Origin of the sequence: Tardiphaga sp. 866_E4_N1_4, assembly GCF_052076075.1 — a bacterium.
Lineage (GTDB): Bacteria > Pseudomonadota > Alphaproteobacteria > Rhizobiales > Xanthobacteraceae > Tardiphaga > Tardiphaga robiniae.
On record NZ_CP197242.1, the window covers coordinates 1,650,355 to 1,675,531 of the forward strand.

Annotated in this window: 29 protein-coding genes and 2 tRNA genes; 13 read left to right on the plus strand and 18 right to left on the minus strand. The window is 60.8% G+C overall.

Annotated features, from left to right (window positions below):
• Window positions 1-22: 22 nt before the first annotated feature.
• The gene (locus AB8B20_RS08260; RefSeq protein ID WP_068732018.1) at window positions 23-970 is read left to right on the plus strand and encodes a LysR family transcriptional regulator; all 948 of its coding nucleotides are present in this window, start codon (window positions 23-25) and stop codon (window positions 968-970) included.
• On the opposite strand, the gene AB8B20_RS08265 is transcribed toward AB8B20_RS08260, so the two are convergent.
• Window positions 938-1,852 carry a 2-hydroxyacid dehydrogenase gene (locus tag AB8B20_RS08265; protein ID WP_439072235.1) on the minus strand — a complete coding sequence of 305 codons (915 nt, stop codon included), beginning with the start codon at window positions 1,850-1,852 and terminating at the stop codon, window positions 938-940. The two genes, AB8B20_RS08260 and AB8B20_RS08265, sit on opposite strands and share 33 nt — an antisense overlap.
• Window positions 1,853-1,863: 11 nt before the next feature.
• Complete coding sequence (locus AB8B20_RS08270; protein WP_093762104.1) at window positions 1,864-2,319, minus strand: type II 3-dehydroquinate dehydratase; 456 nt, start codon at window positions 2,317-2,319, stop codon at window positions 1,864-1,866.
• Window positions 2,320-3,287: 968 nt separating this feature from the next.
• Between AB8B20_RS08270 and AB8B20_RS08275 the strand changes: the two genes are divergently transcribed.
• Window positions 3,288-5,255, plus strand: a complete 1,968-nt coding sequence (locus AB8B20_RS08275) for a methyl-accepting chemotaxis protein (protein WP_092151755.1) — start codon at window positions 3,288-3,290, stop codon at window positions 5,253-5,255.
• On the opposite strand, the gene AB8B20_RS08280 is transcribed toward AB8B20_RS08275, so the two are convergent.
• The 6 genes from AB8B20_RS08280 to soxY form a co-directional block, all read right to left on the minus strand.
• Window positions 5,242-5,658, minus strand: a complete 417-nt coding sequence (locus AB8B20_RS08280) for a c-type cytochrome (RefSeq protein ID WP_439072236.1) — start codon at window positions 5,656-5,658, stop codon at window positions 5,242-5,244. The genes AB8B20_RS08275 and AB8B20_RS08280 overlap by 14 nt on opposite strands.
• A 73-nt stretch (window positions 5,659-5,731) precedes the next feature.
• A complete protein-coding gene (locus AB8B20_RS08285; RefSeq protein ID WP_439072237.1) occupies window positions 5,732-6,433 on the minus strand; it encodes a c-type cytochrome in 702 nt (233 codons plus the stop codon).
• Window positions 6,417-7,694, minus strand: a complete 1,278-nt coding sequence (gene soxC / locus AB8B20_RS08290) for a sulfite dehydrogenase (RefSeq protein WP_439072238.1) — start codon at window positions 7,692-7,694, stop codon at window positions 6,417-6,419. Before soxC ends, AB8B20_RS08285 begins: the two co-directional genes overlap by 17 nt.
• 38 nt (window positions 7,695-7,732) lie before the next feature.
• Entirely contained in the window at window positions 7,733-9,430 is a 1,698-nt protein-coding gene (gene soxB, locus AB8B20_RS08295) for a thiosulfohydrolase SoxB (RefSeq protein WP_439072239.1), read from the minus strand.
• Between the two features lie 102 nt (window positions 9,431-9,532).
• The gene (soxZ, locus tag AB8B20_RS08300) at window positions 9,533-9,862 is read right to left on the minus strand and encodes a thiosulfate oxidation carrier complex protein SoxZ (protein ID WP_089264796.1); all 330 of its coding nucleotides are present in this window, start codon (window positions 9,860-9,862) and stop codon (window positions 9,533-9,535) included.
• Between the two features lie 48 nt (window positions 9,863-9,910).
• On the minus strand, window positions 9,911-10,375 hold the full coding sequence (gene soxY / locus AB8B20_RS08305; protein WP_092151766.1) for a thiosulfate oxidation carrier protein SoxY: 465 nt from the start codon (window positions 10,373-10,375) through the stop codon (window positions 9,911-9,913).
• Between the two features lie 165 nt (window positions 10,376-10,540).
• On the opposite strand from soxY, the gene soxA reads away from it, so the two are divergent.
• The 3 genes from soxA to AB8B20_RS08320 are packed head-to-tail and all read left to right on the plus strand — an operon-like array spanning window position 10,541 to window position 12,526.
• Entirely contained in the window at window positions 10,541-11,365 is an 825-nt protein-coding gene (soxA, locus tag AB8B20_RS08310) for a sulfur oxidation c-type cytochrome SoxA (protein ID WP_439072240.1), read from the plus strand.
• An 11-nt stretch (window positions 11,366-11,376) separates the two neighbouring features.
• Window positions 11,377-12,003 (plus strand): sulfur oxidation c-type cytochrome SoxX, encoded by a 627-nt coding sequence (gene soxX / locus AB8B20_RS08315; RefSeq protein ID WP_439072241.1) that lies wholly within the window; start codon window positions 11,377-11,379, stop codon window positions 12,001-12,003.
• A gap of 22 nt (window positions 12,004-12,025) precedes the next feature.
• Window positions 12,026-12,526 carry a GlcG/HbpS family heme-binding protein gene (locus AB8B20_RS08320; protein WP_439072242.1) on the plus strand — a complete coding sequence of 167 codons (501 nt, stop codon included), beginning with the start codon at window positions 12,026-12,028 and terminating at the stop codon, window positions 12,524-12,526.
• A gap of 8 nt (window positions 12,527-12,534) precedes the next feature.
• On the opposite strand, the gene AB8B20_RS08325 is transcribed toward AB8B20_RS08320, so the two are convergent.
• Window positions 12,535-13,122, minus strand: coding sequence for a SoxW family protein (locus tag AB8B20_RS08325; protein ID WP_439072243.1), 588 nt, complete (start codon window positions 13,120-13,122; stop codon window positions 12,535-12,537).
• A 21-nt stretch (window positions 13,123-13,143) separates the two neighbouring features.
• Window positions 13,144-13,887, minus strand: coding sequence for a cytochrome c biogenesis CcdA family protein (locus AB8B20_RS08330; RefSeq protein WP_439072244.1), 744 nt, complete (start codon window positions 13,885-13,887; stop codon window positions 13,144-13,146).
• Window positions 13,888-13,936: 49 nt separating this feature from the next.
• On the opposite strand from AB8B20_RS08330, the gene AB8B20_RS08335 reads away from it, so the two are divergent.
• From AB8B20_RS08335 to AB8B20_RS08345, 3 genes are all read left to right on the plus strand, one after another.
• The gene (locus AB8B20_RS08335; RefSeq protein ID WP_165826790.1) at window positions 13,937-14,335 is read left to right on the plus strand and encodes a thioredoxin fold domain-containing protein; all 399 of its coding nucleotides are present in this window, start codon (window positions 13,937-13,939) and stop codon (window positions 14,333-14,335) included.
• 35 nt (window positions 14,336-14,370) lie between these two features.
• Window positions 14,371-14,748 carry an ArsR/SmtB family transcription factor gene (locus tag AB8B20_RS08340; RefSeq protein WP_068731992.1) on the plus strand — a complete coding sequence of 126 codons (378 nt, stop codon included), beginning with the start codon at window positions 14,371-14,373 and terminating at the stop codon, window positions 14,746-14,748.
• A gap of 69 nt (window positions 14,749-14,817) precedes the next feature.
• Window positions 14,818-15,927 carry a YeeE/YedE family protein gene (locus AB8B20_RS08345; protein WP_439072245.1) on the plus strand — a complete coding sequence of 370 codons (1,110 nt, stop codon included), beginning with the start codon at window positions 14,818-14,820 and terminating at the stop codon, window positions 15,925-15,927.
• A gap of 6 nt (window positions 15,928-15,933) precedes the next feature.
• Here AB8B20_RS08345 and AB8B20_RS08350 read toward each other — a convergent pair whose 3' ends face one another.
• From AB8B20_RS08350 to AB8B20_RS08360, 3 genes are all read right to left on the minus strand, one after another.
• Complete coding sequence (locus AB8B20_RS08350; RefSeq protein WP_184518027.1) at window positions 15,934-16,386, minus strand: DsrE family protein; 453 nt, start codon at window positions 16,384-16,386, stop codon at window positions 15,934-15,936.
• 30 nt (window positions 16,387-16,416) lie between these two features.
• On the minus strand, window positions 16,417-16,845 hold the full coding sequence (locus AB8B20_RS08355) for a DsrE family protein (RefSeq protein ID WP_439072246.1): 429 nt from the start codon (window positions 16,843-16,845) through the stop codon (window positions 16,417-16,419).
• A gap of 133 nt (window positions 16,846-16,978) precedes the next feature.
• Entirely contained in the window at window positions 16,979-18,028 is a 1,050-nt protein-coding gene (locus tag AB8B20_RS08360) for a YeeE/YedE family protein (protein WP_439072247.1), read from the minus strand.
• 568 nt (window positions 18,029-18,596) lie between these two features.
• Between AB8B20_RS08360 and AB8B20_RS08365 the strand changes: the two genes are divergently transcribed.
• The gene (locus AB8B20_RS08365) at window positions 18,597-19,409 is read left to right on the plus strand and encodes a hypothetical protein (RefSeq protein WP_439072248.1); all 813 of its coding nucleotides are present in this window, start codon (window positions 18,597-18,599) and stop codon (window positions 19,407-19,409) included.
• 853 nt (window positions 19,410-20,262) lie between these two features.
• Here AB8B20_RS08365 and AB8B20_RS08370 read toward each other — a convergent pair.
• Window positions 20,263-20,348, minus strand: a tRNA-Tyr gene (locus tag AB8B20_RS08370).
• A gap of 244 nt (window positions 20,349-20,592) precedes the next feature.
• On the opposite strand from AB8B20_RS08370, the gene rlmB reads away from it, so the two are divergent.
• Complete coding sequence (gene rlmB, locus AB8B20_RS08375; RefSeq protein WP_439072249.1) at window positions 20,593-21,456, plus strand: 23S rRNA (guanosine(2251)-2'-O)-methyltransferase RlmB; 864 nt, start codon at window positions 20,593-20,595, stop codon at window positions 21,454-21,456.
• Window positions 21,457-21,580: 124 nt separating this feature from the next.
• Here rlmB and AB8B20_RS08380 read toward each other — a convergent pair whose 3' ends face one another.
• On the minus strand, window positions 21,581-22,213 hold the full coding sequence (locus AB8B20_RS08380; RefSeq protein ID WP_439072250.1) for a hypothetical protein: 633 nt from the start codon (window positions 22,211-22,213) through the stop codon (window positions 21,581-21,583).
• A 50-nt stretch (window positions 22,214-22,263) separates the two neighbouring features.
• Window positions 22,264-22,689, minus strand: a complete 426-nt coding sequence (locus AB8B20_RS08385) for a hypothetical protein (protein WP_439072251.1) — start codon at window positions 22,687-22,689, stop codon at window positions 22,264-22,266.
• A gap of 287 nt (window positions 22,690-22,976) precedes the next feature.
• On the opposite strand from AB8B20_RS08385, the gene AB8B20_RS08390 reads away from it, so the two are divergent.
• Both AB8B20_RS08390 and AB8B20_RS08395 read left to right on the plus strand, forming a co-directional pair.
• Window positions 22,977-23,240 carry a hypothetical protein gene (locus AB8B20_RS08390; RefSeq protein ID WP_439072252.1) on the plus strand — a complete coding sequence of 88 codons (264 nt, stop codon included), beginning with the start codon at window positions 22,977-22,979 and terminating at the stop codon, window positions 23,238-23,240.
• Between the two features lie 94 nt (window positions 23,241-23,334).
• Window positions 23,335-23,538 (plus strand): hypothetical protein, encoded by a 204-nt coding sequence (locus AB8B20_RS08395; protein ID WP_089264883.1) that lies wholly within the window; start codon window positions 23,335-23,337, stop codon window positions 23,536-23,538.
• Window positions 23,539-23,547: 9 nt separating this feature from the next.
• Here AB8B20_RS08395 and AB8B20_RS08400 read toward each other — a convergent pair whose 3' ends face one another.
• A complete protein-coding gene (locus AB8B20_RS08400) occupies window positions 23,548-23,769 on the minus strand; it encodes a hypothetical protein (RefSeq protein WP_141137104.1) in 222 nt (73 codons plus the stop codon).
• A 467-nt stretch (window positions 23,770-24,236) separates the two neighbouring features.
• Here AB8B20_RS08400 and AB8B20_RS08405 point away from each other — a divergent pair, with 467 nt between their 5' ends.
• Window positions 24,237-24,548 (plus strand): hypothetical protein, encoded by a 312-nt coding sequence (locus AB8B20_RS08405; RefSeq protein ID WP_439072253.1) that lies wholly within the window; start codon window positions 24,237-24,239, stop codon window positions 24,546-24,548.
• A 60-nt stretch (window positions 24,549-24,608) separates the two neighbouring features.
• On the opposite strand, the gene AB8B20_RS08410 is transcribed toward AB8B20_RS08405, so the two are convergent.
• Window positions 24,609-24,683, minus strand: a tRNA-Thr gene (locus AB8B20_RS08410).
• Window positions 24,684-25,177 lie beyond the last annotated feature (494 nt).

The window sequence follows — 25,177 nt, forward strand, 5'->3', positions numbered from 1 at the left end:
TGGAGATGCATAGGAAAACACGATGAGGTTCTCGCTCCGGGCCCTGCGTTATGTGGTTGAGACGGCCGATGCGGGCAGCGTGACAGAAGCCGCCAAGCGCCTGAACGTGTCGCAGCCCTCGATCTCGGCAGCACTCAGCCAGCTGGAGGCCGAACTCGGCGTCCAGATCTTCATTCGCCATCTCGCCAAGGGCGTGACCCTCTCCCCCGCCGGCCAGCGGCTGGTAAACGACGCGAGACTGCTGCTCGCGCATGCGCGCGATTTTGCCCAGAGCGCCCAGTCGCTTGGCAGCACGCTGCACGGCGAGATCGTGGTCGGCAGCTTTTCGACCCTCGCCACACGCTTCATGCCGGGGCTGCTGTCCGGCTTTCGCGAACGGCAGCCGGGCATCTCGGTAAAACTTGAGGAAGGCGACCAGCAGGAGATCATCGACGGGCTGGTCTCCGGACGGACCGAACTCGCGCTGTCCTATTCCTTTGCCGTCCCTGACGAGATCGTCGGTGAAAAATTCTGCGAGCTGCCACCCTATATCGTGCTGTCGGCGGATCACCCTCTGGCAAACCGGTCGTCGATCAGCCTGACCGAAATGCGCGACGAGCCGTTCATCCTGCTGGACCTGCCGCATTCGCGCGACTACTTCGCCAGCCTATTTACGGCATCCGGTATCGAGCCGCGTATTTCCTTCCGGACCCGATCATTCGAGCTGATCCGCGGACTGATCGGGAATGGCCAGGGATATTCGATCCACAATGCCGTGCCGCGCACCACCATCGGCTATGACGGCAGTCGCGTGGCCGTGGTGCCCATCACCGAAAAACTGCCGGCCACGCATGTGATGGCGCTGCGTCTGAAACGCCACGCGCTGCGACCGGCTGTACAGACATTCGCCGACTACGCGCGCGACGCCTTTGCCGTTGGCGGCCAATTCGCGCCGGGCTCAATAGCCCCGGCGCGGATCGACGCGGCTTAGCAGCTCCTGCCCCGCACGCAGCCGGCGCACATTCTCGCCGATCTGCTGTGCCGCGGAGCCCGGCAGCGCCACCGATGCGAGATGCGGCGTGATCAGAACATTGTCCATCGCCCAGAGCGGGCTCTCCGGCGGCAGCGGCTCGGTGGCGAAAACATCCAGCGTCGCTTCCGCGACATGGCCGGAACGCAGCGCCTCGATCAAGGCCGGCTCATCGACGATACTGCCTCGCGAAACATTGACGAAGATCGCGCCGCGCTTCATCTGCGCCAGGCGCTCGGCATTCAGCAGCCCGCGCGTCTGTGGCGTCTGGGGCAGCATGCAGACGAGAATGTCGCTATCGCCCAGGATATCCGGCAAAGCCGTCAGACCAGCCGACGTCTCGATGCCCTCCACCGACTTCAAGGTGTTGGACCAGCCGCGCACGCGATAACCTTGCCGGGCGCATTCAAGCGCCGCTGTCAGTCCGAGTTCGCCAAGGCCCAGAATGCCGACGGTGATGGTCTCGGGATCGCGCGGATGAATATAATGCCAGCGGCGCTCGCGCTGGGCGCGCTCGAAGGCTGGAATGTCGCGCGCATGGCGCATCACGGCGAACAACACATAGCCAGCCATCATCCGCGCCATCTTCGGATCGGACAGGCGCGTGATCGGAACCTCCGGCAGGTCGTCGCGCCCGACCAGCGCATCCACGCCGGCGCCTAGATTGACGACGAGACCAAGATTTGGATAGCGCGCAAAGAAGCCATGCGGCGGCTTCCAGACAAGTGCCTGCCGCACGCTGGCGGGGTCAGCGATATCGTCAGCCTGACGAAGATCGATCCCCTCCGCGGCCAGCGCCGCACGCCAGGTTTTGAAGTCATCGAGGACGCTGTAGAATGCCATCACCTCTGACGTCATTGCGCGGCCTTTTCGGCGATCAGACGCGACACCGCTGTCAGCGCCAATTCATAGCCGAGTGCGCCGAGCCCGGCGATGACGCCCGTTGCAGCACGCGACACATAGGAATGATGGCGAAACGGCTCGCGCTTCCAGATATTGCTCATATGCGCCTCGATGATGGGTCCCTCGAAAGCGAGCAACGCATCGAGGATCGGGACCGACGAGTAAGTGAGACCGGCGGCATTGATGACGATCCCCTCGGCCTTCTCCCTCGCCTCCTGGATCCAGTCGACCAAAATGCCTTCATGATTAGACTGACGGAAGTCGATCGTCAGGCCGAGTGACGCCGCGTGATCTTCACAGCGCTTCTTGATCGAGACGAAACTTTCACGGCCATAGGTACCGCTTTTGTCCAGCCCATAAAGATTGGCATTGGGACCATTGAGAAAATAGACAGTGGGAGAACTCATGGCTGCGCTTTCATGTGTATTGGGAGGGCAATCGAGCATCTGCTGGAGACAAAACGGGGACCGACGAAAGCCACGAACGAACAACGGGGGCCAGTTGATCTCAGATGTTCACTCCGTCCCCAAGGTGAAGCGCACGCGGCCGCGCGCCACGCCGCTCACCCACAAACAGGACCTTAAAGAGGCTTTCTGCAGTGTAGAAATCGAAAGAACCTATGCGGTTCGACGGATTTCAATATGGTTCAAAGGTTGCCTTTGCCATAGGTGAAGCGCCCGAAGGCGGCGTCGTCCATCGCTGGGTAAGAGTGTGCGAGGCGACCTATTGAAGGAAATCGGTCGAAAAATCGGCCCGGATTACCTGCGGTGCACAGTCGGCATCCGGTTAGTGCGTTTTCGAACCAAGCGAAGATCGGTTCGCATCAAGAAAACGCGTCTAAACAAAAAGCTAGAGCCTCCGTTCTGATTCTATCAGAACCGAAAAGGCACTAGTGCATTGGCACATGTTTCAAGGAATCCCTGATTTCGCGCCAGATATTCACACACCAATGTCTCGCTCTATGGATCAACACATTTTTCAAGATTCACTCTCGCTAGCCGTTCTATCTCCTTTTGCGGTGAGCAAGAGTCGTGCCAACAACAGCACTAACAGAGTGACGACATAACGTGGGAGCCCGCCTCCTCCAGTGGCATGCACTTCTATTCATCGTCCAGCATGCCGCGGTACTGAGCGGCACTGTTCGAATTTCAGTTGCTCTTCGTCTTCGATCACGCTCGTCATCCAATTGCCCGGGGATGGATCGCCGTGCCACCGCCGTAAGCGGCCCCCGGGCTTTGGCTTTTGCACGGGTCGCCGCGACGAATCCGCCAGCATCCGGGCGCTCGACGGTATTTTAACCTGTTCAATCTACAGTTGACCAAAGACTCGTCAGAAGTTGAGTAGTTCGGCGCGACGCCGCCAGACGGAACAAGACATGCTTGCCAATCTGAGCCTGAAGGCCCGCATTACAGCAGCACTCGCAGCGTCTGCGGCAGCAACCGCCCTCGCCGTGCTTTTCGGGGCCATGTGGATCATCGGTGGCATCGTCGATCGGGCCGATCGCAGTGAACTACAGGGCAATTACGATGCCCTGCAATCGCGATTGATGCAGGAATCCCGCCGGGCGGCGGCCATGAGCGCGGTGGTCGCAACTATTCCAGCGGTGCAGGACGCGGTCGCACGTAACGATCGCGAGGCGCTGCTGCAGTTGTTCGGACCGGGCTTTGCCCAGCTCAAGTCGGACTACGGCGTCGACCAGTTTCAATTCCATACGCCCGCAGGCTTGTCCCAGTTTCGTGTCCATCAGCCCGCCAAGTTCGGCGACGACCTGACCGGCTTCCGCAAGACGGTGGTCGTGGCCAACGCGACGATGAAACCCGTCGTGGGCCTGGAAGGCGGCGTCGCCGGCCTCGGCATCCGCGGTGTCGTGCCGGTTGCACAGAAAGGCAAACATCTTGGCACCGTCGAGTTCGGGCTGACGTTCGGACAGGGCTTCTTCGACGAGTTCAAGCGCGCGCGCAACGTCGATGTCGCGTTCTATCTCGCCGGAAACGAAGGCTTCAAGACATTCGGCGGCACGCTGGGCAACACGAGTTTCTTCGATGCCGACGCCTATCGCAGCGCGACGAATGGCAGTTTCATCGTCCGGCAGGGCGAGATGAAGACGACACCGGTCGTCGCCTTGCTGGGTCCGATCAAGGATTTCTCGGGTCAGTCCATCGGCGCCGTCGAGATCGTCATGGACAACAGCGAATATGCGGCGTCCATCGCGCATGCGCGTCTGCTGGCCGCCGGCATCGCAGCGATCTGTCTGGTGCTGGCTGTCGCCGGCGGCCTTCTGATTGCCCGCGGCATTTCGCGGCCAATTCTTGCTATCACGCAGGCGATGCGCGAACTCGCCGAAGGAAATCTGTCGGTTGTCCTGCCGCAACATCGCGGCAAGGACGAAGTCGGCCAGATGGCGCAGGCGGTCGAGGTCTTCAAGCAGAACGCCATCCGGGTGAGCCGTATCCAGGCCGATCAGGACGAAAGCAACGAGAGGGCGGAGCAGGAAAAGCGCGCCATCTTCGCCTCGCTCGCCGACAAGTTCGAGGGCAATGTCCGCAAGGTCGTCGACCACGTCTCATCGGCCGCAGCAGAGATGCAGAACACGGCGCAGTCGATGTCGTCGGTGGTCGAACAGTGCCGGGCACAGTCCGACGAAGTCTCCGGCGCGTCATTGTCGGCCTCCGACAATGTGCAGACCGTCGCTGCGGCATCCGAAGAACTGTCGTCCTCGATCGGCGAGATCAACCGGCAACTGGCGCAATCCTCCGCTGCGGTCGGAAAGGCCGCCGACAGTGGACGGCGCTCGAATGCGCGCATGCAGAGTCTGGCCGCAGCGGCCCAGAAGATCGGCGAAGTCGTCGCGCTGATCAATCACATCGCCAGCCAGACCAATCTTCTGGCGCTGAATGCTACGATCGAGTCGGCGCGCGCCGGGGAAGCCGGCAAAGGGTTTGCCGTCGTGGCCGGTGAAGTCAAATCGCTGGCGACCCAGACCGCCAAGGCCACCGAGGATATCCGCGCCCAGATCGCGTCGATCCAGAACGAGACCAATGCCGCCGTTGACGAGATTCAGGCCGTCTGCTCCACCATCGACGAAGTCGACAAGATTTCATCGGCCATCGCCGCAGCCATTGAAGAACAGGGTGCCGCAACCCAGGAGATTGCCCGCAACGTCAATCAGGCAGCGGCGCGTACCGACGACGTATCTCGCAATATCTCCAGCGTGACATCAGGCATTTCCACGACCGGCTCCGCCGCGCAAGAGGTGCTGGGCTCGGCGACAAAACTCGCATCGCAATCGGAAGTGCTGCGCAACGAAGTCGACCGCTTCCTGGCGAGCATCAGGGCCGCTTAAGAAGTGACAGCGCTTTACTGCCCTTCTTGCCGTCCGCCGCGAACTGCTTCAGGAACGCGGCGAGATCCTTGATCTCCTGCTCGTTCTTGATGCCGGCAAAGCTCATCTTGGTGCCGGGGATCTTGCCCTTCGGGTCCTTGATATAGTCGGTGAACACCTGATCATCCCAGGTCAGGCCGGAATTCTTGTTGGCGTCGGAGTAATTGTAGCCCGCTACGGTGCCGGACTTGCGCCCGAACAGACCGTTCAGGATCGGCCCCACGGTGTTCTTCGCGGTCTCACCGACCTGATGGCAGGCGCGGCACTTGTTGAAGGACTTCTCCCCGGCTGCAACATCCTGCGCCATGGCATCGGTCGTCATCAGTGCGAGTGACAAAGCGAGCAGCGAAAAGCGAAGCGTCATCCTGATCAAACCTCAAATGGAGTGATTGTTATGGCGTGTGCGCCATCGTGACAAAGACGAGTGCCCTCGCCTGCTACTCGACCTTGGGGCCGGACTTGCCGTCAGGCGTGACGTCGATGGCCATGGCCCGCCCGGTGACCTTCGGCGCCGGCCGGCAATCTTTCATGCATGGGGTCTTGTTCCAGAAATGCTTCTCGGACGTCTCGCGATCGTCCTCGAAAAACGCCGCTGCATTCGGCATCTTGATCGACGTAAAATTCTTCTCGTTGAGTTCGAATGTCTCGTCCTTGACGATATCGTTCATGCTGAGGATGTAGGCCGTCAGCGCATAGACCTCGTCATTGGTCAGCGACTGCGTATTGCCGTAAGGCATCGCGCGCTTGATGTAGTCGAACACGGTGGACAGATCAGGCCAGAACGAACCGACGGTCTTGTCCGGCCGGTCCGCCTTCAACGTCCCAGCGCCGCCGGCAAGCACCGGCCATCGACCGACGCCCTGTCCGAATTCACCGTGACAGGACGCGCACTTCTCCTGAAACAGATCGTCGCCCTGTTTCACGGTGCCCTTGCCGACCGGAAGGCCGCGCCCATCCGGCCGCACGTCGGTATCCCAGGCCGCGATTTCCTCAGCCGTGGCCGCCCGCCCCAGCCCAAGCTTGACCGCAGGCTTCGCTACCTCGCGGCCCGCCATCTGCTGGGCAGCGCTTGGCGCACTCGTGCCGCCGAGCAGACATGCCGCCAGCACCAGTGTCAGGGCGTTAGCCGATTTCGACATTTTCAGTCTCCCCGCCCGAACGCACCAGCCAGGTCTGAATGCCGTTATTGTGGTAGATCGAATTGACGCCGCGCACCTTGCGCAGATCGTCCTTCGACGGCTGCACATAGCCGGTGGAGTCGATGGCGCGGGACTGGATCATCAGCTCCTGTCCGTTCCAGTCGAAATCCACATAGAAGCGCACCACGGATTTGTCGAAGACCGGGCCATCGATGCGCGCGGTCTGCCAGTTGCGCCCGCCATCCATCGACACGTCGACGCGCTTTACCGTGCCACGGCCGGACCATGCCAGTCCGCTCAGCACATTGCGGCCCTTGTGCTTCAAGGGCGCCTGCGGCGACGGATTGGTCACCACCGACTTCGCATCCATCACGAATGTATGCTTGCGGGAATTTCCGTCGGCCAGCAGATCCGTATATTTCGACGTCTCCTCGCGGGTCTGCCACGGCTGATCGCCAGCCTCGATGCGGCGCAACCACTTGACCCACAGATTGCCTTCCCAGCCGGGAATGACGGCACGCAGCGGATAGCCCTGCTCAGGGCGCAGTGCCTCGCCGTTCATCGCGAAAGCGATCATGACATCGTTCAGCGCCTTCTCGATCGGCAGCGAACGATTCATGCCGGCGGAATCGGCGCCTTCCAGCATCAGCCACTTGGCATTCGGCTTCAGCCCGGCCTCATCCAGCAACACTTTCAGCGGCACGCCGGTATACATCACGTTGTGGATCATGCCGTGCGTGAACTGACAGCCATTGAGCTGGCTGCCGCGCCATTCCATGCCGGAATTGGCGGCGCATTCGAGGAAGTACACCTTGTTGATGCGCGGCATCCGCTTGATGTCGTCCATGGTGAAGACCAGCGGCTTGTCGACAAGCCCGTTGATCATCAGCCGATGATCGGCAGGATTGATCTCGGCGACGCCGCCGTGATGACGCTCGAAGCACAGGCCGGACGGCGTGATGATGCCGTCGAGTTCGTGCAGCGGCGTGAAATTGACCGAGGACTCCGCCGATGCGGTGAGCCAGGGAACATCGCGGCGGATCACGTTCTTCTCGAATTTCGAGGGAACGCCATAAGGATGCTTGTCGACGCCGTCGCCGAGATAACGCTGCCAATCCTGCACTTCGGTAATCAGAGGTTCAGGCTTCGCAGCCTCCGCAAGTGCGGGGATCGCCGACAATGCTGCACCGGCACCGGCCAGACCCGCTGCGCCGAGAAAGCGGCGGCGATTGAGCGTTTCCGCTGATGTTCGATCAGTCATACGACAAGCTTTCCTGTCTCTACAATACGACGCCTGAATCAGGCCCCGGTCACCTTGACCGCGGTGTTCGGTTCGATCCTGACGGTTGAGACCTTCGCTACATGCGCCGCGACCACGTCCCAGATCGGGGGTCCCTGCGTATTCTCGTTGATGCTGGCCCAGCCCGAGACCGTGTAGGTCTTGCTGGCTTCGATCGGCTTGCCGGACTTCAGGTGGGTCATCCCGGAAATGCGCGATCCCATCGGCTTGGAAATATCGATCGCGTAGCCCATGCCGCCGATGCGGACCATGTCGCCGCCACCCTGGAAGTACGGATCGGGGTGGAAGATATTGTCGGCAACGTCCTCCAGCACTTCCTTGATCTGGGTGCCGGTCATCTGGTTGCGATAACAGTTCGGATAGGTGATCGCGGTGGCGTTGGTGATATGCTCCCAGGTGATCGCATCGCCGGGGATCAGCGTGCCTCCCCAGCGGAAGCCGGGCGACAGCACGATCTCCGCATCGCGCTCGGACATCATCGCGTTGCAGATCAGATCGTCGAAGGTGCCGTTGAAATTGCCGCGGCGATACAGCAGCGAATCCGTCTTGCCGATCTCGCGCGCCAGATCCCCCGCGAAAGGTGCCCTCACCTTCTCCACCAGCGCAGTCATTGCAGGATCGGGTTTAATGGCATCGGCGAACACCGGCATCAGCTTGAAGCGGATATCCGAGACCTTCTTGTCCTTCACCTCGATATCGAGGCGCGACACGAACTTGCCGTGCGAGCCGGTTGCGACCAGCACCGTATTGCCAACCTTGACCAGGCCGGGCATGGCATCATGGGTATGCGCCGTCAGGATAACGTCGAGGCCCTTCACGCGGCCCGCCAGCTTGCGATCGACGTCAAAGCCATTGTGCGACAGCAGCACCACGATGGACGCACCGGCAGCGCGGGCTTCATCCACCTGCTTCTGGATGTCTTCCTCGCGAATGCCGAATTCCCAGTTCGGAAACATCCAGCGCGGATTGGCGACGGCCGTACGTGGCAGTGCCTGACCGATCACGGCGACGGTGGCGCCGCCGCGTTCGAACATCTTGCGCGCCTCGAACACCGGCTCCTGCCATTCGTTGTCGCGAACGTTCTGCGCCAGGAAGGCGAAGGGCGCGCTATCGGCGATCTGCTTGACGCGTTCGGCGCCGTAAGTGAATTCCCAATGGCCGACCATGGCGTCGAGCTTCAGGGCCGACATGACGTCGACCATGTCCTGCGCCTTGGTCTGCAGTGACGTCCAGCTACCCTGCCAACTATCGCCGCCATCCAGCAGCAGCACCTTGTCGTCGCCGCGCTCGGCGCGCACGGCGCCTATCAGTGTCGCGATACGGTCCATGCCGCCCATGCGGCCATAGTTCTTCGCAAGCGCAACGAAGTCATCGGCGGTCAGCGCGAAGGCATCGGCGGAACCGGCTGCAATCTTGAAGTAGTTGCGAAACTCGGCGTCGGTGAGATGCGGCGGCATGCCCTTCACTTCGCCGACGCCGAGATTGACCGACGGTTCGCGGAAGTGCAGCGGCATCAGTTGCGCGTGGGTATCTGCGACATAGAGGATCGTCACCGTGCCCAGCGGATCGAACCGCAGAATATCGGCCTGTGTCAGGCGCTGCTGTGCCGCAGCCCGACCCAGCGGGCCAAGGCCGCTGCCGATCGTGAGCGCAGACGCAGCCGCCGTCGCTTGCAGGAAATCCCGCCTCGATATCATGATCCACCTATGATCCCTTCCGCTATGGAAGGGTGAATGTTCAGAAGAACGTCAGATCCAGGATCTTCAATTCAGGATCTGCAATACAAAGTCTGCAATCCGTCAGGCCACGGTCAGCTTGTTGGTCGCGACATAGTCGGAGCCATCGTCATCCTTCCAGGTGAAGGTGAATTCTCCGGACTCGGCAGCCTTGTAGAAAAACGACTGATAGGGATTGGCCGAGATGGCGGGATTCCAGTCGGCCTCGAACACCGTCTTGCCGTTGAAGGCCGCAGTGAACTTGTTGATGATCTTGCGCGGCACGACCTTGCCGGCTGCATCCTTGCGCTGGCCCGATTCCATTTCGTGAGAGATCAGCGTCTTGATCTCGATCAGTTCGCCCGGCTTGGCCTGGGTCGGAACGCGAACGCGCGGGGTTGGTTTGGTTGCCATGAGAAAGTCCTCGCCTGATAAATCTGTTCTGTGAACGAAGCTGCGCGACTAGCCGCCGCAGCCGCCGATCGTGACCTTCACATTGGCCTTCGCCATGTGCAGCTTGCCGTTGGACATTTCGGCGATGCAGACGATGTTCTGGGTTTCCGCAAGACGCATGCGCGTCGAGGCCGAGGCCTTGCCGCATGCCGGCGTGAACCGGTAGCTGACGACGGCCGGCAGCGGGTTGCCTTCCGCGAACACATGCACCGACTTGACATAGTCGGCATCGGTCATCGGGCTTTCGATATCGACATTGACCGGCACCACAAGGCCGTTCTCGGCAATCTCGGGCACGTCGAGCTTGATCTTGCCGCTTTCGAATTTCTTGTCGCCGTACAACTTCTTGATTTCGGCGGCGACGGCCTGCTCATCGGCCAGCGACAGTCTGGGAGCGAGGATTGCTGCGAGACCGGCGATCGCGGCCATGGCCAGCGTTTCGCGACGGGTTTTCTCGACCGACTTCAGAACCATGGGTGTATCCTCCTGCGGGATTTGGACGATCCCTTTACAATAGTATCGCTTGACGATTCCAAGTCTGATCTATCTTATCTGGGACATATCATTATATTCTTTTTCTTGAATGTAAAGATCTGAAATGCACAAGTGCCGCAGAGACGGCGATGTGGGAGGGGACAGATGAGGAAGACCGTCATTCGGTCAGCGGCAGCGGCCATTCTGGTACTCTGCGCGGGGAGCTTCGGCAGTCATGCGCAGGACGCCAGCGAGAAAGAGATCGAACGCTATCGCGAGATGATCTCGGACCCGATGTCCAATCCCGGTTATCTCGCCGTCGATCGCGGCGAAGCGCTGTGGGGCGAAGCCCGCGGCACCAAGAACGTCTCGCTGGAAACCTGCAATCTCGGTCTCGGCGCCGGCAAGCTCGAAGGCGCCTTCGCGCAACTGCCGCGCTACTTCGCCGATGCCGACAAGGTCATGGACCTCGAGCAGCGCCTGTTGTGGTGCATGCAGAACATTCAGGGCCTCGACACCAAGGATGTCATCGCGCGGCGCTTTTCAGGCCCGGGCCGTGCGTCGGACATGGAAGACCTCGTCGCTTACATCGCCAACAAATCGAACGGCATGAAGATCGACATTCCGCTGAGCCATCCCAAGGAGCAGGAGATGGTGGCGGTCGGCGAAGCGCTGTTCTATCGCCGCGGCGGCGTCAACGATTTCTCCTGCGCCACCTGCCATGCCGACGAAGGCAAGCGCATCCGGCTGCAGGGACTGCCGAACTTCTCCAAACCCGGCAAGCCGGCGCAGGAAACCATGGGCGGCTGGCCAACCTACCGCGTCTCGCAGGGCGCACTGCGCACCATGCAGCATCGTCTGTGGGATTGCTTCCGTCAGCAGCGCTGGCCCGTGCCGGAATATGGCTCGGACGCACTGACCGCCCTCACCTCTTTCCTGCAGAAACAAGCGGCGGCCGGCGAACTCAACGTCCCGTCGATCAAGCGATAAGGAGCCTCGAGATGAAACGCGTTTTGACACTCGCCGCGCTCGTTCTCGCAGCAGGCTCGCCCACCACGACCACATACGCGCAGACCGCCGCCAAGGCGCCGGATCCAGCGCTCGTCGATGCCTATATGAAATCGACCTTCGGCAAGGCACCGCCGGAATGGCAGGCACGCATCGAGCCGGACGAGACGCTGAAGACCTGCAACGCCTATCACAACGAGGTGCCCAGCGCCGAGGCCGAGAAGATCACCGCGCGCGAAATGGCGCGGGTGGTCTATCCCGCCGACGGCAAATTCCTCGGCAACTGGAAGGAAGGCGCCAAGATCGCCAATAACGGCCGCGGCGGCCAGTTCTCCGATCCGCCCGACACCGTGGCCGGCGGCAACTGCTACGCCTGCCATCAGATGGAGCAGAAGGAGGTCAGCTACGGCACGCTCGGGCCGAGCCTGACCAATTACGGCAAGGACCGCAAATACGATCCGCAGGAAATCAAGAACGCCTTCACCAAGGTCTACGACTCGCAAGCCATGTTCGCCTGCTCGAACATGCCGCGCTTCGGCGTCAACAAGGTGCTGAGCGAACAGCAGATCAAGGATATTGTGGCTTTCCTGTTCGATCCGGAATCGCCGGTCAACAAGTAACCGAAGCTGAGAGGGGATCGATATGACGATGCGAAACGCATGGATTGCCATCGTCCTGTCGACGCTCGCGTCATCTGCAGTAAAGGCGGAAGAAGCCGTCGTCAGTTACAAGTCCCTCGGACTTGAACTGGCGCTAGATGCCGCGCGTGCGGCGCTGAAGGAGTGCCAGAAGCGCGGTTACCAGGTGGCGGTTGCTGTGGTCGATCGCTTCGGCACGCCGCAAGTCCTGCTGCGCGATCGCTTTGCCGGACCGCACACGCCGCCGACCGCGACCGGCAAGGCGTGGACCTCCGCGACGTTCCGCAACAGCACCACCGAACTCAATGCGATCAGCCAGCCCGGCATGATGCAGGCCGGGCTACGCAACCTGCCGAATGTCGTGATCATCGGCGGCGGCATGATGATCGAAGGCGCCGGTGCAATGCTGGGCGCCATCGGCGTCTCCGGCGCACCGGGCGGCGACGCGGACGAACTCTGCGCCAAGGCGGGCATTGCCGCGATCCAGGACAAGCTCGATTTCTGAGCTGCGGACTACGCCTGCTTCTTCAGCCATTCCGGAAACGTCGCGGTCTCGTAGCCCTTCTGGCGCACGTAGCGGAACATCGCCAGAAATTCCACGGGCTCCAGCAGTCCGGGCATTCGCGCGACTTCCCGCGCCTGCCCGCTTTTCGCGGCCAGTCCCGCTGTCGTCTCCGGAAAGAACTGGATCGTCGGCGTGAAGCGAATGCCATAGGCTTCGCCAAAGGCCTTCTCGCCGCGCTTGCGGCCGTCGAAATCCGTCACCTCACGTGCGCCGATGTGATTGAGATGCAGGATTTCGAAATTGTCGCGGATGTAGCTCTCGATCTTCGGATCGGTCATGTAGCTCTCATGCATGCGCTTGCAGGCCGGGCAGCCCTTGAGCCCCCACATCACAGCGAAGCGCTTGCCCTTGGCGGTCGCGCCCGCCAGATCCTCGGAGAGATCGAGGAAGCTCTCCAGATACCAGTCCATCTGATAGAGCCCGTCATCACCGAGCGTCGCTTTCGCGGATGCCGGCGCCGTTCGCAATCCGAGCATGCCGACACCGAGCGCGGCAAGCGCATGCCGTCTGGTGATCACGCCAGTTACCTCAGACATTCGATCCTCCCGAGCCACACATCATCCGATCGTGCCGAAGGCCGGAAAGGTCTCCAGCATCCAACCTGAAATCCGCGGCATGGCACCAGTCAAAAACAGAACACCTGTCAGGACAAGGCCGGCGCCGATCACCTTCTCGATAGCCAGCATATGCTGACGCAGTCGCGCCATCAGCCGCATGAAAGGCCCCGAAAACAGCGAGGCCAGCATGAAGGGAATTCCAATCCCCATCGCATAGGCCGCAAGCAGAAGTGCGCCCTGCGCCGGCGCACCTTCCGCGCCTGCGACCATCAGAATGGCCGCCAGCACCGGCCCGACGCAGGGCGTCCAGCCGAAGGCGAATGCGAGGCCGACCAGATAGGCGCCAAGAAAGCCCGCCGGTCTGCGCACCGCCTGAAAGCGCGCTTCGCGAAACAACAACCCGATCCGGAAGATGCCGAGAAAGTGCAATCCGAGAATGACGATCAGCAGACCGGCGATGATGCCCAGTGTCTCGAAATGCGCCGTGATCGCCTTGCCGATCAGCGACGCCGATGCGCCGAGCGCGATGAAGACCGTCGCAAACCCCAGCACGAACGCAAAGGACAGTGCGACCACGCGCCCGTTCGGACGCCAGCCGGCCTGACCACCGCGATCGTCGAGTTCGCCCAGGCTGACGCCTGCCAGAAAGCAGAGATAGGGCGGGACCAGCGGCAAAACGCATGGCGACAGGAACGACAACAGCCCTGCGCCCAGCGCACCAAGGAACGAGATTGAGGACACCACGGCGGATCCGGTTCTGGCATAAATATTCGAATTCGTGTATGTGTAACACATGACGTGGAAATTGCCTCTGAAAACCTCGTTGATCGCGACTTTGTTGGTGATGACTGCGGCGCTGTCGCCGCGCATCGCTGATGCGTCCGAACTACTGATGTTCGAGCGCGATGGCTGCGTCTGGTGCGCGCGCTGGAATCGCGAAATCGCTCCGGTCTATGACAAGACCGACGAAGCCAAACTTCTTCCGCTGCGCCGCATCGATATGGATCGCGACAAATCGCCCGGCGTCGCACTGGCTTCCCCGGTGCGTTTCACGCCGACCTTTCTGATCGTCGACAACGGCCGCGAGATTGGCCGCATCACCGGTTACATGAACGACGAATCTTTCTGGAGCCTGCTCGGGAAGTATGCTGCCAGACTGACCACCTCACAGCCCAACGCCAATCGTTCCTGATCCTCTTCAAACATTCGCGGGACACGCACGCTGCCATGGCTTCTATCATCCCATCCGAACTCGAAGACGAACTGCGCGACGGTGCGGAATATTCCCCCGAACTCGACCAGTTGATGCGCAAGGCCCGCAAGGCCAGCAATTTCCTGAAAGCGATCTCGCACGAAAATCGTCTGCTTTTGCTGTGCCTGCTTGCGGAACGTGAACGATCGGTGTCCGAACTGGAAAACATCCTGTCGCTGCGGCAGTCTGCCGTGTCCCAGCAACTCGCGCGTCTGCGCTACGACGGCATGGTGGAGACCCGCCGCGACGGCAAGACGATCTATTACAGCCTGGCCAATGACGACGTGCGAAGCGTCATCTCGGTCATCTACGATATCTTCTGCGCCACACCGGCGCCGACCAAGAAAAAATAACGCCGCCGATCTGGCAGGCGGAGGCGCGCGGCCCGTAAGGCCAGCGCACCTCACATCAGGAGGAAACCCATGCAGAACATGTCTGCCTGGTTATCGGCGCTGGCTGGCTTTGCCATCGGCGCTGCTGCGGGATTTGCCGTGCGACGCGCGCGCCTTTGCACATTTGGCGCGATTGAAGATGCGTTGATGGGCGGTGACAACCGTCGCCTCAAGATTTTCGGTCTGGCGCTGGGTATCGCCGTGCTCGGCACTCAGGCCTTGGTGCTCTCCGGCTTTCTCGCACCCGAACACACCACTTACGTTCCCATTGCATTGCCCCTCATTACGATCGTCATCGGCAGCATCATGTTCGGCACCGGCATGGCGATGGTCGGCACGTGCGGCTTCGGCTCGCTGGTCCGGCTCGGCACCGGCGATCTCAGGAGCTTGATCGTGATCCTCGTGCTGGGCGCGACGGCCTATGCCACTCTGCGCGGATTGTTCGCCGATCTCCGCATTGGCGTGCTTGAGCAGCTAGCGATCCGGATGCCGGACGGCATACGCTCCGACTTTGCATCGCTGCTGACGCAAGCGACCGGCCGCGATCTGCGCCTGCCGCTCGCCATCATTGTCGGCAGTGGCCTCTGTTGGCTGGCACTCAGCGACAAACGCCTGCGCCGCGCACCGCGTCTGCTCACTGCCGGTGTCGCACTCGGATTGCTCACGATTGCCGGCTGGCTCGTCACGGTCGGGCTAACCGATGAATTCGCTGGCCCGCCCCGCCCACAAAGCCTGACATTCGTATCGACGATCGGAAAAGCACTGTATGCCGGGGTTCTGAATGTCGCGAACTTCGCCGATTTCGGCGTCGGCAGCGTGTTCGGCGTCATTGCCGGTGCATGGGCCGCAGCGTGGTTGGCCGCAGAACTGCGCTGGGAAGCCTTCGACGACGATCACGAAATGCGCCGCCATCTTGTCGGCGCCTGCCTGATGGGCGTCGGCGGCATTCTGGCCGGCGGCTGCACCATCGGTCAGGGCATCACCGCGGGATCGATGCTGGCGCTGTCCTGGCCGATTGCCGTCGGCGGTATGATACTTGGCGCGCGCATCGGCATTGCGATCCTGGTCGATGGCTCGCCACGCGACCTCATCCAGCGCAACTGGATGCTGCTGGCGCGGAAAGCGCCGCCGTCGAAGTGATCAAACTCAAGGCTTGAGATAGCTCCAGCCGGCTTCCTGCAATTCGATCAGCCTGACGGCGCCCGATGGCACTACCGTCGCCTCGGATACGACACTGATAGCCTTGCCCTCACGCTTCTCCATGCCCTCTTTGGTATTTCCGCAGGCGATGAATTTGACGCTGGACGGAAAGCTGGCATCGACAATCTGCTTGATACGGTCCTTCACCGGCGACGTGTCGTCGCGCAGCATGTGCAGACCTGGCCCATAAGTGACGATCTCGATCTGAACGTCCTCGCCCTTTGCCTTGTAGAACTCCATGACGTTGGTCGCGTTGTTCAAAGCCAGATTCATCAGGGCCGGATCGTTCTGATTGACCTGAATGGCGACGCGATGCTCCTTCGCGCCCGCTGCATAGGCGGACAACGCGATCAGCGACAACAGGACGGCTCCGGCAATCGATCTCAACAATGATCGCATCTCAAAATTCCTTTTCAGGGACATACAATTTCAGGGACGCACAATCGTGAAACCGCGCTCGGTCAGATCCAGCAGATGGCCGACGCCGACCTGCACTTCAACCGCATGCGGATTGATCGCCGGCCGCTTGCCGGTGTCGCGCTCGATCGTATCCAGCGTGTTGCCACAGACGCTGAAGCGCACGCCTTGGGTGACCAGACTATCGACCAGTGCGCGGTGTTCGTTGGTGTCGCGCAACAGATCGATGCCGGGCCCGAAAGTGACCACCTCGACCGCCACCTTGTCCGGCCCATAGGCCTTCAACAGATTGCTCGCGACGCTGAGAACGAGGCGTTCTTTCTTCGGATCGGAATCGGACAGCTGCAAGGCGATGAAATGCTCGGCGAAGGGCTTGTCCGGCGCGGCATCCTGCTTGGCGGGCCGTGTCTGCGCAGTGACCGGGCCGATTGCAAATGACATAAGCGCAAGGATCGACAGAAAGAAAAACAGTCCTCGCTTATTCATTGCGCACAAAACCTCTGACGATCAGAGGATTGATTAGCAATCGCCCTGCGCCAGCGCAATCAAACTAACGAAGCGGACTAGAGAGGATTTATTGCGTCGCAAACACAGGACGCAGTGCAAGGCCGCGGATAGCAACTGCAGCGCCCGCAAAGATACCCGCAGCCGCGACGAAGGATGGCAGTGCGAGCGTGGACACACCTGTCAGCCCCTGCCCGATCGAGCAGCCATAAGCCATCGCACCACCGATCCCCATCAGCGCGGCACCTGCCATCGAACGGCCCGTATGGCGTGCCGACGTATAGCCCTCGAACTCAAAGCGTCCGGTCAGCAGGGCTGTCAGCAGGCTGCCGATGAACACACCCGCCACCAGCGCAATTCCGAAATTCAGCGTCATGCCGGTCGACAGCATGATGAATTGCAGCGTATCGGCGGCCGGCGACACGAATGTCAGCGACGCCACCGGAATCGGATCGAACTCATCGGCACCAAGCCAACCGGTCGTCAGCCAGCCGGCGATCACCAGCAGGCCCATTACCAACCCCGCCACGAGCTGCCCCGGCGAACGTCGGAACGCACGATGCGACAGTGCGAAGACCAACAGCGCAGCGCCGACAATCAAAGTTGCTACGACGCGCGCCGTCGCGTCAGACAGGCCGAGCGTTCCGAACAGCGACGGGAGAGAATTCACCCCGGGCGTCGTCTGCGTCCATTGCAGGATCGACAGCCGCATCGGCGCGAGCAGGCCCTTCAAGGTCATCTGCGCCGTGACGCCGATGATCGCGATCACGACCAGCGACCTCAGATTTCCCTTGCCGAGCAACACCAGTGCACGGGACGCACAGCCGTTAGACAGCACCATGCCCAAGCCGAACAACAGCCCACCGACGAAGATCAACGGAGCAGAGAATGACGGCTGCAGGTAAAGCGATTTTGCGATCTCGACCACGCCGGTGCCGGCGATGAACTGCGTACCGAACACGGCAACGGCCAGCGCCAGTGCGTAGCTCCGGATCTTCCGTCCGTCGTCATGCGCCCACCAGTCGCGCAGGCTGCTCATGAGGCAGAACCCGCTCAGCAGACCGACCACGCCGAAAACGGCGCCAATCGCAAAACCCGCGATAACCGGGAGCGCAAACATCGAATGATCCGAACGTGATTTTGAGGTGATGACGCCAGATTACTACTGGCAGTTTCAGAAGCGGTCCAGTTGACGCATGATTTAAGAAAGAAGTTCTACGGACGCTGAAAAACAGGAAACATAATTCCATCAGATCCAGAAACCCCGATGCAGAATGACTATCGCTCTGGGAGCGGCAGAGATCGCCACACGCGTGTTTCACACCCAATTCTGGATCAGGAACGATCGCCACTCGCGTCGCCGACAGTGTTGCGATCATCTGTTATCTGGCGAACAAAATCCGGAACTTCCGCGCCCGCCACAACGGCGGCACGGAAGCGCGCGCGTCAGATGCCTTGATCGAGGACACCACCGATCACATGCAGAAGTCAGACATGGAAGGCTCCAGGCGCGAACACATCGCCGGCAATGTGGAGACCACGCGGCGGGTGGCTCGAAGTCGGGCGGCGGTGGGGAAGAAGTAAAGGCGCGGAAGCTAGCCTTCCCATATAGCTCGCGCGCGAGGCTAAAGAGTGATTGCCTTCGCGCCGGGGTTGCGCTTCCATATTCCCTTTAGCAGGGGGCGACCATGGAAGGCCTTCTAGTAGTTGCCGTCATAGTCTCATTTTTGCCTGCCCTCGTATCACTCGGCGGGCGCGGGATTTGGAAATTCCTTGCGTTCTTATGCTGCCTCATCGCGGCTGTCGGAGCGGTCCCGACATTCGGCCTTTCCGTCATTTTCTGGATTGCCGCTTGGGTGTTTGCTGGTATCGCGATTTCAACCAAGCGCAACGAAGCACGAATGGAGCGCATTGAACGTGCGCTCGTTTCCAAGGCTCGTGAGGACTCACCGGTGGACAAACTCTTGTCCAACGCCAATGAGCACACGTCCCCGACGTACCGGCGGCTGGCGATCTGCGTCGTTGCGCTCGGCGCTGTATTATTGGGTTTTGCGATAGTTTCGCGAACAACATCGAATGATGTGATGAACAACGCGGTTCAGGTGCCTGCATCCGAGAAGAAAATCGCTGCTCAAAACGTGGCAGTCATAAGTACTACGCAATCCGGGCAAACCAAGGCGCTGACCACTTCCCCCGAAGCAACCAAGGCGACAGTCGATAGATCCGACGAGATGCAGTCCAACCGCCTAAAACTCATGGAGAAGCTGAGGGCACAAGGTTTTTTCCAGAAAGTCGAGATGCCAGGAAACTTGCCTCGGCTCTGGGTGGGCCCAGCCTTCCACTCCGCCGACTTCGAAGCCAAGCAGAAGTTCGTCAGCGTCGTCTATGCTTATTATTTTGGTGGCACGAACATCGCAGACAGCGTCCGCATATACGACGGCAAAACCGGAAAAGAGATCGGCGACTACTCGATCGGAAACCCGGGGTTGAAGCTGTTCTGAACGCCTTAATGGGCCGTCTCAGTTACCGACGTTATGATCTCCCTGACATGCAGAATGGAAACCACCAAGGCGGACTACATCGCCAATGTCGAAATCCTGCGGCGGGTGGGCGGAGTCGGGTCACTGTGAGGAAAAAGCCCACAGCATAGGTTGCACCGCAGCGAGCATAGTCCTTGCTCTCGACTTCCGGTTGAGGGAGCCTCGCCTAGCCTCAATTGCGGGGCGGGAGAACACGAATGAAGCACCTGTTTCTGGCTCTAGCCGCTCTGTCATTTCTCGCAACGATGATCCCGCCTGCCAACGCGGGATGCCCTCCAGGGACGCGATACGACTGCCAGACTACATTCAACGGCAAGCAATCCTGCGGCTGCCGCTAAACGCTACAGGGCGCCGGTAAAAGCTCGGCGCCCGCCAGCGACCTTTGGGCCAGAAAGTTGCTCCACCACCAAGTTGTCTATTTTTATAGACAACACGCCAATGACTGCGGTAGCGTTTGCAAGCCTTTCGCAGCAATCACGGGGTGTGTTTCAGTCGTGGCCTACAGTATCTACGGGACCCCTCACGGACAGCCTGAGAAGATCTGCTACGGAACCGTACAGACCCTCGATCAGACGGCGAGCGAGCTACGGAAGCTGCGTGAAGCTGGCGTCTTAGACGTCTACGCTATTGGCTTCGATCCCGAGACCGCCAACCTGCGGAAGCCACCGTCGGACCCCAAATCGAATTAGGCTGGCGTGTTCGGAACCAGGCAAATACGCGCTGCCTGAAGCGAACAAACGCCGAAAATGGAATTGCTTACAGGATTGCTGACAAGCCGCCGCCCCGCAGGGCCAATTCGCTAGCGATTTGAAAATGGTGGGGGAAGAAGGACTCGAACCTTCGAAGTCATAAGACGGCTGATTTACAGTCAGCTCCCTTTGCCACTCGGGACACTCCCCCGCCTGACGCCATCGGAACCAAGCCCAACAAGACCTTGGCCCAACACGGCAGTCCCACCGAATAAGTGGCTGGACGGCCATGGATGACGTTAAAACGCGCGCCCGTAAACGGGCTCCCGGTTGGCGCGTTTATGACGGAAGCCATGGGGCAAAGTCAACCGACCCTGGCAGGAATATCCGCCCTTCCCGACCTCTTTCCGGGGCCCCAAATTGCCATTATTCGGCATGCGTGAGACAAGCCAGCCATGAGCGATCGAGAACGAAAACAGCGATTCCAGCGTGGACCTGACAAGGGACGCGACGGCCAAAGCAGTCAAAACCGGGACAAACCGCGCGATCAGGGCCGGGATCACGGCAGGCGCCCGCCCCGGCGTGGCCGGGAATCCGGCGGTGACGGCCCGGCCATCCTCTATGGCTGGCATACCGTCACCATGGCACTGGCCAATCCGCAGCGGAAAATTCTCAAGCTGATTCTGACCGAGAATGCTGCCCGGCGCCTCGCCGAGGAGAAGATCGATACCCGCGTGGCACCGGTCCTGGTCCGTCCGGACGAGATCGACCGCCGGCTGGGGCCCGACGCCGTCCATCAGGGCCTCTTGGCCGAGGTCGAGCCGCTGGAATCGCCGGATCTGGACAGCCTGTCCCAGGACGGCATCGTGCTGGTGCTCGACCAAATCACCGACCCGCATAATGTCGGCGCCATCCTGCGCTCCGCCGCGGCCTTTGCGGTCAAGGCGATCATCACCACGGCGCGGCACAGCCCGGAGGCCACCGGCGTGCTGGCGAAATCCGCCTCGGGCGCACTGGAACTGGTGCCGATGATCACGGTGCCCAATCTGGCGCGGGCGCTGAACGAATTGAACGACCTCGGCTTCATGACCGTCGGTCTCGACAGCGAAGGCAGTGAGAACATCAGCGCGATCCCGCTGCAGCAACCGCTGGCGCTGGTGCTCGGTGCCGAAGGCAGCGGATTGCGACGGCTGACGCGCGAGACCTGCAGCGTCGTCGCGCGGCTCGACATGCCCGGTGAGATCAAGAGCCTCAACGTGTCGAACGCCGCCGTGCTCGCGCTCTATGTCGGCGCCAGCAAGCTCGGCCTGATGGGCTAGAGCGTTTTCGAGCGAAGTGGGTCCCGGTTCGCGTCAAGAAAACGCGTCAAAACAAGAATCCCTCTATCCAAAACGAAAACGCCCGCCCGCATTGCTGCGAGCGGGCGTTCTTCGTTCGATCAGATCAGTACGCGCGGCGATGCTGCTGCGACTGGTGATAACCACGCTGCGGTCCTGCGGCGCGCGGCGCATACATCACCTTCGGCGCGCCATAGCGATGCGCCTGATGATAACCGGTGCGCGACGCGTAGCTGCGCTGCGAGTAGCCGTAACGCGTGCGCGGCTGCATGCTGTAGCCGTAACGATAGCTCGGACGCGCGCGGTACTGCGAACGCGACGGATAGCTGTAGATCGCCGGCGCGCGATAGGCCGGACCATAGGAGTAGTTCACCGGATTGGCATAGGGGCCGCCGTAATAGCCGCGACGATAGCCGTAACCGTAACCTTGACCGTAACCCTGGCCATAGCCGCGCCAGCCGATCGCGGTTTCCTGATAGGTCGGAACCGGCGCGAACATGCCCGGGCCGCTGAAGGTCGGGCCCTGATTGGCGTAATAATACTGACGCGTCACCGGCGTCGGATCGGGCAGCCGCTCATAACCGGCGCCATAGCCGCAGGGGCTGACATAGGCCTGGCCGCAAGGCGAGCAGCCGTTTGAGGTGAACAGGCCGCCGCCGCAGGCCATTGCAGGCGCAGCGCCGGCCGTGGCGGTGACAACGGCAAATGCCGCAACCCATTTTGAAATCGCGTTACGCATGAATACTCTCTCCTGTCGGGTGTCTTTTTTTGGTGTTGGTGATTGGTCGGTCAGCGTCGGAATTCCGGCGGTGCGACGATGACCTCAGGTGGATTGAACGGCACTTCATTATGCCGCTCCATCGGCGCGGATTTCGCCGACCAGTGCTCGTGGAAGCTCTCGGCCGGCTGCGGCAATTTGCGATTGGCCGGCGGCTCGATTTCCAAACGCCCGTAGCCCGGCTTGTGACCAAGGCTCGGATAGTAGTGGCCAACATTCGGGACCGGATCGATATAGCGTCCGCCATAGACTGTCGGCTGAATATGGATGCCGCGCTGCAAGCCCCAGTCGCCTTCGATCACGCGATACGACGCATCGACGCCGTTGATGATGATCGGCACGCCCTGACGGCCGGGTATGACGATGTTGAATCCATCGGCGGCTGCCGCCGGAAGCGTGGTCGCGATCACGAAAAGCAGTGCTGAAAGGATTCGCATGGCCATGTCCTGCATCTGGGCGGTACGATATTCGAACGCCTGGCAGGATGGGTTAAGGGCGCGGTCTAAACTGCCGGTAAGCCTAACGCGCAAGCATCAGGCGAAGTTCAAATGCGCGGGATCGCAGCGTGGATTCGTTAACGCAACGCGCTCGCGCGGCGATCTGATCCCGGTCCAAAGGCGTCAAGCACGCGCCGCGCACATCTTGCGCATCGCCGTCGCAACGTGATCTGATCCCTTCAGCCGTTGTCGCAGACATCTGCAGTCGTCATGTCCGGAGAGCCCCGATGAAGTTCCTCAGTGCAGCCATCATCCTGTCGACGCTGGTCGCGACCCCTGCTTTCGCGCGCCACTGGAAACATCATCACCGCGCCGAAACCTTCGTCTTTGCCGCACCCGGCCAGCCCTACCGGATCCAGTTCGGGCACAATTACGGTCCGGGTCTGCAGCCGGGCACCTTCGCCTATTACGACGGTCCCCTCGCCGCCCGCTGCAAGCAATCGGCCGCGGCCTATCGCGGCCAGGACGGCCGGGCGTATCCCTGCTTCTGATTGAGGTTCCACAGGCCGGTTGACGGGTGGGCAGATTGGCCACTGCGATCGAACTTACTCAACCTCTGCCGCGTTGCCGCGCCGGAGGTGGCACATGCCCTACGCGCTATTCGAAGACGACCAGAAGCTCAGCCAGGAATTCCCGACCGAGGAGGACGTCTGGCAACATGCCGACGAAGCCGGACTCGTTGATGTTGTGGACGGCAAGACGGTGCTGGAGGACGGCTACACTATTCAGCCGTGCAGCACCGAAGAGGACACGGGCAAGCCGATCGCGGTACCGCCGGCAGTGACCTAGGAACGACTCTCACAATCCTTGGTTGGAAGACTGAGCGTCCTGAGCGCAGGATGGACGTTCCGAAAGTCCTGCCACCTCTCCAGGGGTGGTGGGGCTTTTGCTGTCGTAGCCATTGGTATGCAGTAGCCGCACAAACTCATCCATGGACGCGTTCAGTCGCCTGGCGCGCTCTTCAGATTCGGGCGTTGAGGTGCTGCCGAAAAGCCGGGTGATGGATTCGCGAAAAGTCATGCGATTCCCCTTACTCATTGAGACGCGCTTTGGTCGCGCGAACGGCAAATTGGTTCAACTCGCCGCGGGGCTTATTTAACAGTTTAACACACACGCCGCTTGACGGCGAATCACATGAAGGATTCTCTATCCCCGTTCAGGGAGGCGGAGATGGAAGACCACTTCACTCACCAGTATTTCAGCCGGCAGTGCTTCGAGCGACATCACGCACGCGAGGTTTGGGAGCGCGCCCTCTGCGCAGGCGCCCTACTCTTCGGCCTGACGGCCTCGTTCGCAGCCTGTCTGTTTATTTGACGCCCGTTCGCCTTCGGCGAACCTCCCACAGCCAGCCGCCCAAAGGCGTCAGCAGGCCGCTTGGAGACGCATTGGCGCTGACACGACAACGGAGCCGGATTTTGCACTGCCCCCGTTAGGCTTAACCCGCTGACGCGCTTGCACTAACGTCGCTCAATCTAAATGATGACGCCATGAATTGGGTTGAAGAGTGCGATCGTTTAATCGCGGAGACATTGGCGTTTGTAAAAGAGGTCTCGGGCAACCAGCCCGAGCTGGCCGCGAAGTTGACCGTTGCGGTAGACGCCGAGATGAAAGCCGCTGAAAATCCGAAGCAGATCGTCCCGGAACCTGCGCAGCCGATGAAGCTGACTGATCTCCGGGAAGACATCCGCAATCGCGTGGCATCATTCAAGGCACGGCAGCAGGAAATGCAAGACAAGCGGGAGGCCGATTATCACGAGGTCATCGCAAAAGTCCGGGCTACCTTGGAACAACGTTCATAGGTTGAACCCACCGATGGCGAGCCGGTGCGAAAAGACCGTTTTGACAAGTTATTGAAATGGTGGTGCCGGTTGAGAGGATTGAACTCCCGACCTTCGGTTTACAAAACCGCTGCTCTACCGCTGAGCTAAACCGGCAACAAGATCAATGGGTTAATTGATTACCCGAGATCGAAACAGGACGTCCGGACCAGTCGCCTGCCCGCGTCGCGCAGTCAGATATCAGAGTTGTCCGGCAAGGGCTACTCCCGCGCGCGCCAAACCGGCGCGCGGGCTCACAGCCACGCGTAAAGCAGCAGCAGATTGACCGCGCAGGCGGCCATCAGGGCGACCGTGAGTGCCACCTGCACCCCGTCGCTGCGGATATTGTCGATCATTCTCATCGCCCGACAACCATCAAGCGATTCTGGCAAGGGAGTCTCGAACCTTATTTTTCCCGGGATTCAGGACTCGTTTACTTTCGATTCCTGGTGCGGGGGTGGCGGAGAGCTCGACTGTCTAGTGCCCCGCGCTCGTCATTCCGGGGCGCGCGTCGCCGGCGAAGCCGGCAGAGCGCGAACCCGGAATCCCGCTGTGTTTGGCGCGATCGTAGACTCCCACGCTGAGATTCCGGGTTCGCGTCCGGCAAGTGC